Source organism: Vagococcus sp. AM17-17 (assembly GCF_003471765.1).
Classification (GTDB): domain Bacteria; phylum Bacillota; class Bacilli; order Lactobacillales; family Vagococcaceae; genus Vagococcus; species Vagococcus teuberi.
The window spans coordinates 1-3149 of sequence record NZ_QRJY01000032.1 but is presented as its reverse complement, the minus strand read 5'-3'; the positions used below and the strand labels follow the sequence as shown (position 1 = coordinate 3149).

The window sequence follows — 3149 nt, the reverse complement described above, 5'->3', positions numbered from 1 at the left end:
GAAAATCTACTTAAAGCAGCATAGACCATTGATCAGAATTTGGATGTATTTGCCTATTTTTTTAACTTTGCAACACAACCCCCAATACTGTGAATAACGTTACTCTCCTATTCACTAATGTAATTCAACAATCTTTCTAAAATGTCATGTGTAACTTTTAAGTTGTATTGTTCAATAAGGTGACTTTGCAAATCCATAACTAATAGCAAAGAATTTTTATAGGCTTCAAATAATTCTACCTTATCTAATCGAGCAGTGGTCTTTGCAAATTTTTTATAATTTTCAAGGCTAATTTCTTTTTCAAGGTTTTTACTCATGTTTAGCCAATTATCAGCATTTTTTTCTGCCATACGTATAAGTTGTAGTGTATTTTTTTGAAGTTGTGATAAGAGTTCTAATGAACGAGCATATTCTCCTCTTTTTAGAACGTTGATTCCCATCAACCATAGATTAGAGAAATTACACAACAAAAAATTAGCATTTTCTTCAGTAAGTCTATTTGGTCTTGCACCACTTATCTCTGATAAATAATTTTCTAATTGCCCTGTTTCATCGTAAATAAGCATAGCCTTCGTATCAGGAATATAACCTGAATCTTTAAACGAGGGGATTATGTTCATATCTTTTTCAGAAAGGAAATGAAATTCCCCACGTATAAGATTATCAAAAATAACTACCTCTGTTCCGTACTCATTTTTATAAAGCATCAAGTACGGAGCTACGTCAAACAACCAGTTGGATGAATCAAAGTTCGAGGTTATACTATCTTTCAAAAATATATAGAACTCTATATCAGAGTATTGGTCACCTTCTCCTTTGGTAAACGATCCATACATCATACAAGCTGTAATTCGTTCATCTGACTCAGTAAGATTCTTAACGTTTGCAATTAATTCTTTTTGTTTTAACATTTCTTCACCCTTTCATGTAAATATCTTTTAGTTATTGTGGCAACTCAAAATCTCTACAAACCTAAATTAATATTTTTCGTACAAATGTTATTGCAAAAAGCATCATCATGCTCCACAAACAATAGTGTAGGACAATATTCCAAAATCATTTTTTCAATTTGGATACGTGAAAAAATATCAATATAGTTCAATGGCTCATCCCATATATACAAATGTGCACTTTCACAAAGGCTTTTAGCAATTAGTACTTTCTTTTTCTGACCAGCACTAAAATCCACCATGTTCTTATCAAACTGCTCTCTATTAAAATCCAGTTTACGAAGAATCGTTTTAAATAGAGTTTCATCGATCTTATTATTATAGGCAAATTCAGATAGATTACCTTTTAAATATGAAGTATCTTGCGAAATATAAGAAATTTTTAGTCCACTTGCTAGCATAAAATTTCCGGTAAATTTAATATCATCTCCATTAATCAATTTTAGGATACTAGACTTACCACTCCCATTTTTTCCGATAATGGCAACTCTATCACCAATATTGACTCTGAAATTAAGATTACTGCATACTTCTTTATCTCCATAAGACAATGATAAATCATTCGCTTCTATTAAGCACTCTTTGTGAAATTCAAGTGGTGAAATTTTTAAGTCATCATATTGTTCAATGTTGTGGAGCAGTTCTGATTTTTGTAAAACGGCTTCCTGATGTCTTGACTCAATATTTTTGGCACGTTTCATCGCTTTTGCAGCCTTATGTCCAACATAACCCTTATCCAGTTTTGAACCAGAATTTGTTGTTCCATATTTACTTTTTTCTACTTTATTTGACCAGTTTGAACTACGTTTTGCTGCATAAGACAACCTTCCTATTTCTTTAAGGAGTTTCTTGTTTTCTGCCAGTTCAAAATTATCTTGTAACGTTTTGTTCTCCCACCAAGAAGTAAAATTTCCCTTTTGGATTTCGATATTCGTTTTATTGATAGATAGTATATGGTCAACACATTGATCAAGTAAGCTTCTATCATGAGATACCAAAATAAACCCCTTCTTGCGTTTCAAATAGTTTTGCACTACATTACGTGCATCGATGTCAAGATGGTTTGTAGGTTCATCAATAAGCAGGAAACAACTCGCTGTAAGGAATAAAGCTGCAAGAAGGACCTTCGTTTGCTCACCATTTGACAATGTATTAAACGGACGATATAAAGCATCTTCTTGAACATCAAGCAATGATATTTCACGAAAAATCTCCCAATCCATACATTCCGTACAAATACTCTTCATTACTTCAATTGTATATAGACTCTTATCTTCCACATCATAAGGAAAATACTCAAACTTAACTGTAGAACTTATATTGCCGGAATACGCATATTTGCCAAGCAGTAAATTTAAGAAAGTAGTTTTACCGCGTCCGTTTCTTCCAATAAAACCGAGTTTCCAATCTGTATCTATCTGAAAACTTACATTTTCAAAAATATTGTCATAACTTCCTTCATATGAAAAAGTTAGATTTGAAACATTTATTAAGGACATATATTTCTTCCTCCTTTACATTATAAAAATTTTATAAGCAAAGTCGGTTTTCGGCATTAATTACTCTATAATGTTATCCAACTCTGCAAGGATTTTGTCATGAATGACATAGTATCATTGTCTATCACGTTTATCTTCCTTTCTTTTACAAATATTAAAAGCCGCAAGAAAGTAAATTCTTACGGCTCAAAAACAAATACTATTATTACCTTTTGTTATACATAACATAAGGTTACTGTAATGTATTATTGAGTGTAGAATACTTAACTTTCTTGCAATTTGCATAACAAAACAAACGGTTCTATAGCCGTTTCTTTAAATATCTTATTATGCATCATATAATTAGCAAGAAAAGTTATACATTCTTCCACCTCCAAGTCGTTTTATTATATCATATTATCTTTAAAAATCCAATATAATTCTTCTGTTCTCTTTCTAAAGATTACCCTTCTACATCAATCTCGACTCCTGATTTGAATTCAACGGCGAACTTATCATGAAATACCGTAACTTTTTCTATAAGCCTCCTTACTAACTGCTCATCATATTCCTCTAACTCACAGGATTGTTCATTAAAGAAATCAGTCATTTCAGCGATTCGTTGCCTTTTTCCTTCACGCTCTGCATTTTCAACAAGTGCATTTTGCGGTTCTGTTGCAAAGTTTTAAATCTACTATCAAATAAGGTAGAATAATAGAAA

Annotated in this window: 2 protein-coding genes; both read right to left on the bottom strand. The window is 31.6% G+C overall.

Features of this window, described 5'->3' with window-relative positions; all coding sequences use genetic code 11:
* Positions 1 to 107: 107 nt before the first annotated feature.
* Positions 108 to 911, bottom strand: a complete 804-nt coding sequence (lnu(B), locus tag DW196_RS10975) for a lincosamide nucleotidyltransferase Lnu(B) (RefSeq protein WP_002294514.1) — start codon at positions 909 to 911, stop codon at positions 108 to 110.
* A 53-nt stretch (positions 912 to 964) separates the two neighbouring features.
* Positions 965 to 2449: an ABC-F type ribosomal protection protein Lsa(E) gene (lsa(E), locus tag DW196_RS10970; protein WP_002294513.1), complete on the bottom strand. Its 1485-nt coding sequence runs from the start codon at positions 2447 to 2449 to the stop codon at positions 965 to 967.
* Positions 2450 to 3149: the final 700 nt, after the last annotated feature.